Consider the following 5,376-nt stretch of genomic DNA (forward strand, 5'->3'; position numbering starts at 1 on the left):
GCCTGGTCAAGGCGATGCGGCTTGAGGGCATTTCGTCGATTGCCGAGGCCAACGTGTTTCTGCCCGAATACATGGGGCGTCACAACCAGCGGTTTGCAAAGGCCCCGTTCGATCCGCGTGATCTGCACCGTCCCCTCGCTCCGCACGAGGATCTCGACGCCGAGATGGTCTGGCGGGTGAAGTCCAAGGTGAGCCAGGCGCTGGCGCTGCACTACAACAAGATGCTGTTCATTCTCGAGCCCAGCGCGGTCAGCCGGCCCTTGGCTGGCAAGTGGGTCGAGGTCTGTGAGTTTCCGGATGGCCGGCTCGAGATCCGCTTCGGGGAGCATGTGCTGCCTTACCGGATATTCGACAAGATCCGGCAGGTGAACCAGGCGGCAATTGTCGAGAACAAACACCTCGATGCGGCACTGGCGATGGCGAAGCTGCTGCAGGAGCAGTTGCCGCCGCGGAAGCGCAACAACAATGAGCCATGCCGGCGTTCGCAGCTAACACACATGTTCCCCTCACCTGCACAGGCGCAGGAGGCACCGGTCAAGCGCAAGCGTGGACGACCGCCCCTTCCCCGGCTCACCCCGATCGAGGCGGCGCAGCGCATGCTCGAGACCCAGTGAGCGAGCCCGCTGCCGGGCAGCGGGTCCGGGCGCTGTCATCGCCAGACCAGCGCACCAGCAGGGTCGACGCTGCGCAGGACCGAAGGGCTGCGCGCCGCCCCTGCTGCATCAGACGGTGACATTTCTATTTGGCAGAAAGAGTGTCTTCTCTAAATGGCAGGAACATTGATCGCCGAAGCCGGAACCGCAGATAATGACCGATACCCGCCACGCACACCTTGACCGCCTGCTATCGATCATGGCCCGGTTGCGTGATCCGCAAAATGGCTGCGAGTGGGATCGCGCCCAGAACTTCGCGACTATCGCTCCGTATACGATCGAGGAAGCTTACGAAGTTGCCGATGCCATCGAGCGCGACGATCTCCAGTCCTTGCGTGACGAACTCGGCGACCTCCTGCTTCAGGTCGTCTTCCATTCGCGCATGGCTGAGGAAGACGGTCACTTCGCTTTCCCGGATGTCGCTGCCTCCATCGCCGACAAGCTGGAAGCGCGCCATCCGCATATCTTCGGCGATGATACTTCCGGTGATAGCCAGACAGAACGCTGGGAAAAGCTGAAGGCGCAGGAGCGTGCGGCCAAGGGAGCGGACAGCGCCGTTGCCGGTGTTGCCATGTCCCTTCCGGCACTTATGCGCGCGGAGAAGCTTCAGAAGCGCGCGGCTCGCGTTGGTTTCGACTGGCCCGATCCGAGCGGTGCGGCCGACAAGGTCCGCGAGGAAATGGATGAGCTGGCCGAGGCCTCCGAAGATCACAAGCTCGAGGAAGCCGGGGATCTTCTGTTTGCTGCCGTCAATCTGGTACGGCTCAACGGCATCGCTCCCGAGGAAGCCTTGCGCGCCGCCAATGCCAAGTTCGAGCGTCGGTTTCGCGCAATGGAGCAATTATCGGCTTCCGATGGCAAGAATTTCAAGGACCTGGACCTCGAATCGCAGGAATCCTATTGGCAGTTGGTCAAGGTTTCAGAGCGCCTGAAATCGGCCTAGTTCACGTTCAGCCAAGCGCACCTGCAAGCGCAGCAGCGGGCCATCGATGCCCTCTCCCGCATCTTCTTCCGAAATCACTTCACCGCGTGCGTGCAGGAATGCAAGGCGCTGGCCATCAGCAGCGGGAATCAGGAAGGAATAGACCTTGGAATCCGCGGTCAGCGCGTGGCCGACGACTTCCAGGAGGTTCTCGCAACCTTCCCCAGTGACCGCTGATATCGGGACAATCGTCTCATCCTCGCGGTGGGCGATGGCTTCTCGCAGCTTCTCGGCATGTTCCGGGCCGAGAAGGTCCCACTTGTTCCAGAGCTCGATGATCGGAATTCCGGGCTCAGCACCCTCTTCTGCATCTTCGCCAAGCTCTCCGCCGAGTACGCCAAGATCGCTCAGGACATCGAGAACCTGGCGCTTCTGGGCATCCGTGTCGGGATTGGCGATGTCGCGGACATGCAGGATCAGGTCGGCCGCCGTGACTTCCTCCAGCGTGGCGCGGAACGCCGCGACAAGCTGGGTCGGCAGGTCCGAAATGAAGCCCACGGTGTCCGACAGGATCGCTTTATCGACACCCGGCAGGCGAATGGCGCGCATCGTCGGGTCGAGCGTTGCGAAGAGCAGGTCCTGCGCCATGACGCCAGCGCCGGTCAGGCGATTGAACAGGGTCGATTTGCCCGCGTTGGTGTAGCCGACCAGGGCGACGATCGGCCACGGAGCCTTCTCTCGACGATCCCGATGGAGCCCGCGCGTACGGCGGACCTGTTCGAGTTCACGCCGGATCTTCGCCATGCGGTCGCGGATCATGCGGCGGTCGGCCTCGATCTGCGTTTCGCCGGGGCCGCCCAGGAAGCCGAAGCCGCCGCGTTGCCGCTCAAGGTGGGTCCAACTGCGCACGAGGCGTCCGGCCTGGTAATCGAGGTGTGCCAGTTCGACCTGCAGTCGTCCTTCGGCCGTCGCCGCGCGCTCGCCAAAAATCTCGAGGATCAGGCCCGTACGGTCGATTACCTTGCGCTTGAGCTTCTCTTCGAGGTTGCGTTGCTGGATCGCCGACAAGGAACCGTCGACGATGATCAGTTCGGCCTCGTTCAGTTCACAGGCCGTTCCGATATTCTGGATCTGGCCTTCACCGAACAAGGTGCCGGCGCGCGGTTCGCGAATCGGAATCGCCACGGCGTCAGCAACAACGAGGCCGATCGCCAGTGCGAGGCCCTTGGCTTCTTCAAGACGCGCTTCGGGGTCGAGATCCCCCTTCCCTCGCATCTGCGGATATACGACGAGGGCACGCGCGCCGCGCGTGACCTCGCCCTTGAGTTCGTCGTTCAATTCAGTTCAGCTTCACGCTCAATCTTCGGCTTCTTCTTCATGCGCCTGAAGATCGACCGGAGTCACGGGCTGAATCGTCGAAACGGCATGCTTGTAGGCCAGCTGCACATAGCCTTCACGTTCGAGCAGCATGCAGAACAGGTCGTATGCAGCAACGCGGCCCTGCAGCATGACGCCGTTGATCAGGAACATCGTGACCTGAACGCCGGCGCTACGGATGCTGGAGAGGAACACGTCCTGCAGGACGCGAGTCTTCTTGGACGCATCGCCACCACTGGCGAACTGGGCGGCATCGACCGGGGTCGAGGGCATGATCGTGGAGATCGCGTGCTTGTATACGAGCTGCGACTGGCCATCGCGGCGCAGCAGGATCGAGAAGTTGTCGAACCAGGTGACGATGCCCTGAAGCTTCACGCCCTTGACCAGGAACATGGTGACCGGAGTCTTGTTCTTGCGCAAAAGATTGAGGAACTGATCCTGAAGATTCTGCCCCTTGCCTGCGGAAGTTCCCGCCGCGACGGGGGGCTTCGCCGGTTCGGCAGTTGCTGCCGCCGCAGGTTTGGTTCGCGCAGTAAGCGTACGTCCAGCCATGTATTTGCTCCATCTTTTTGGCGGCCGCTAATGCGGTCCGCGATCTGGCCGTGGGAACCCCACGACCGTTACCGAATCAAAACCTACCGAGTTGCTGCAGTGCAGTAAATGCGAAAAAATATGACAGGGCTATTACATTTCGTCCTCTGGATCGCCCTCTCGCCGCTCGGACATGCCGAGCAATTTGAGTTTGCGGTGCAGAGCCGACCGCTCCATGCCGATGAACGAAGCCGTCTTCGAGATGTTCCCCGAAAAGCGCCGGATCTGAACTTTCAGGTACTCGCGCTCGAAGCTCTCGCGGGCTTCGCGCAAGGGCGCGCTCATCATGACTGACACGCCGGCATCGCCTTGCGAGCGGTTGTTGAAAATTTCGGGAGGCAGCATGTCCACCTCGATCGTCTCGAGTTTTTCACGCGGTGCCATGATGACCGTACGCTCGACCACGTTTCGCAACTGGCGCACGTTACCCGGCCACTCATAAGCCTGCAGTGCCGTCATCGCCTCGCCGCTCACTCTTGGCGGCGGCACCCCCTGCTCATTGGCGTAACGGGCGAAGAAGTGATCGATGAGCGCTGGAATGTCGTCGCGACGCTCGCGAAGGGCCGGGATCGTCACCGGCACCACGTTGAGACGGTAGAAAAGGTCTTCGCGGAACCGACGATCGGCGATCTCCTTCTCCAGATCGCGCGAGGTTGAGGAGACGACGCGCACGTCCACCCGGATTTGCCGCGAACCGCCGACGCGCACGAACGCCTGATCGGTCAGGACCCGCAAGATGCGCGCCTGGGTCGAGAGCGGCATGTCGGAGACTTCGTCGAGGTAGAGTGTGCCTCCGTCCGCGGTTTCGAGAAGGCCGGGACGGACGAGCGCACCATCCGCTTCCTCTCCGAACAGTTCCTGCTCGAAGCGCTCAGGGGTGATGCGGGCCGAGTTGACGCTGACGAAGGCATTGCTTGCGCGCGGGCTCCAGGCGTGAAGCAGGCGTGCGGCGACTTCCTTGCCCGATCCAGCCGGCCCCGTAATCAGCAGGCGGCTGCCGGTGTTGGCCACGCGCTTGAGGGTCGCCCTCACCTGGTTGATGGCGCTGCTCGAACCGGTGAATTCCTCACCCGTCGGGAAATCCTGCTTGAGCTGCGCGTTCTCCCGCCGCAGCCGTTCGGTCTCGGTCGCGCGCCCGACGAGGTGAAGTAGCTTTTCCGCTTCGAAGGGCTTCTCGATGAAATCGACAGCGCCCCGACTGATCGCTGCAACCGCTGTGTCGATATTGCCGTGGCCGGAGAAAATGATGACCGGAAGCTCCGGCTCACGCAGTTTGATCGCATCGAGCACCTCGAGCCCGTCCATCGGGCTCCCGTGGAGCCAGACGTCCAGCAGGACCAGCGAAGGCCTGCGAGCGTCGATCGCCGCCAGAGCCGATTCACTGTCGCCCGCCGTGCGACATTCATAACCTTCGTCGCTGAGCACGCCTGCGACCAGTTCGCGGATATCGCGTTCGTCGTCGACGATCAGGATTTCGAGAGCCATGATAGATTCTTCTTTGTTTGTTTGAACTTGGGAAGATGATTTGATGCCGTCACTCAGCCGCCTCCGGCTTGCGGCTCTGCGCGAGAGGATCGGTCGCGAAGCGCATGGTGACAGTCGTTCCGCCACCCTCGGTCGGCATGAACTGCATGTCTCCGCCGTGTTCCTCGATAATCTTGTTCACGATGGCGAGGCCAAGGCCGGTGCCCTTCTCCCGCGTCGTGACGTACGGTTCGATGATGCGTTCGCGGTCCTGCGAAAGACCGACGCCGTTGTCGGCTACCCGTACGACGATTGAACTGCTATCGGCAGTTACCGCCACAGCCACCTTTCCCTGCCAACCTTCAGGTG

General features: G+C 61.8%; 5 protein-coding genes and 1 pseudogene. 2 read left to right on the top strand and 4 right to left on the bottom strand.

What is annotated here, in order from left to right; translation table 11 throughout:
* Together SPHV1_RS25315 and mazG are read left to right on the top strand one after the other, a co-directional pair.
* Positions 1-614: pseudogene (locus SPHV1_RS25315) on the top strand (ISNCY family transposase); the annotation flags it as partial.
* Between the two features lie 193 nt (positions 615-807).
* The gene (gene mazG, locus SPHV1_RS01820) at positions 808-1,596 is read left to right on the top strand and encodes a nucleoside triphosphate pyrophosphohydrolase (RefSeq protein ID WP_054944407.1); all 789 of its coding nucleotides are present in this window, start codon (positions 808-810) and stop codon (positions 1,594-1,596) included.
* Here the strand turns inward: mazG and hflX are convergent.
* The 4 genes from hflX to SPHV1_RS01840 form a co-directional block, all read right to left on the bottom strand.
* Entirely contained in the window at positions 1,573-2,913 is a 1,341-nt protein-coding gene (hflX, locus tag SPHV1_RS01825; RefSeq protein ID WP_054944408.1) for a GTPase HflX, read from the bottom strand. The two genes, mazG and hflX, sit on opposite strands and share 24 nt — an antisense overlap.
* An 18-nt stretch (positions 2,914-2,931) precedes the next feature.
* Positions 2,932-3,504 (bottom strand): RNA chaperone Hfq, encoded by a 573-nt coding sequence (gene hfq, locus SPHV1_RS01830; protein WP_054944409.1) that lies wholly within the window; start codon positions 3,502-3,504, stop codon positions 2,932-2,934.
* A 132-nt stretch (positions 3,505-3,636) separates the two neighbouring features.
* Positions 3,637-5,028: a sigma-54 dependent transcriptional regulator gene (locus SPHV1_RS01835; RefSeq protein WP_054944410.1), complete on the bottom strand. Its 1,392-nt coding sequence runs from the start codon at positions 5,026-5,028 to the stop codon at positions 3,637-3,639.
* Between the two features lie 49 nt (positions 5,029-5,077).
* On the bottom strand, positions 5,078-5,376 hold a 299-nt coding region (locus tag SPHV1_RS01840; RefSeq protein ID WP_197277608.1), incomplete at its 5' end, for an ATP-binding protein.

Origin of the sequence: Novosphingobium sp. KN65.2, from assembly GCF_001368935.1 — a bacterium.
Lineage (GTDB): Bacteria > Pseudomonadota > Alphaproteobacteria > Sphingomonadales > Sphingomonadaceae > Novosphingobium > Novosphingobium mathurense.